We start from the raw sequence: 293 nt of genomic DNA on the forward strand, positions 1-293 counted from the left end.
TAACCGGTCGCCGTGGCCGCCACGCCGGCGGCAAAACTCTGCGCGCCAACCGCCACGGTCGCTATCTGCGTCGCCGCCGAGCCGAAGCCCAGGGCGACGGATTGGTCACCGGTGGCCTGCGACGTCGAGCCCACCGTGGTGGAGTACTCGCCGGTCGCCGCCGATTCGGCGCCGACCGCCGTGGCATAGGTGCCCGGGGTATACGCCAGCGCGCCAAGCGCGGTGGATTCGTCACCGTCAGCCTGCGCACCGATGCCCACCGATGACGCCGCCAGACCACTGGCGATCGCGCT

General features: G+C 71.7%; 1 protein-coding gene. It reads right to left on the minus strand.

The annotated features are described in order from the left end of the window. The coding region (locus AC3A56_RS17590) for a hypothetical protein (protein WP_487771219.1) at positions 1 to 293 on the minus strand (293 nt) is incomplete at both ends.

This window comes from Rhodanobacter sp. Soil_C_14 (genome assembly GCF_057657335.1).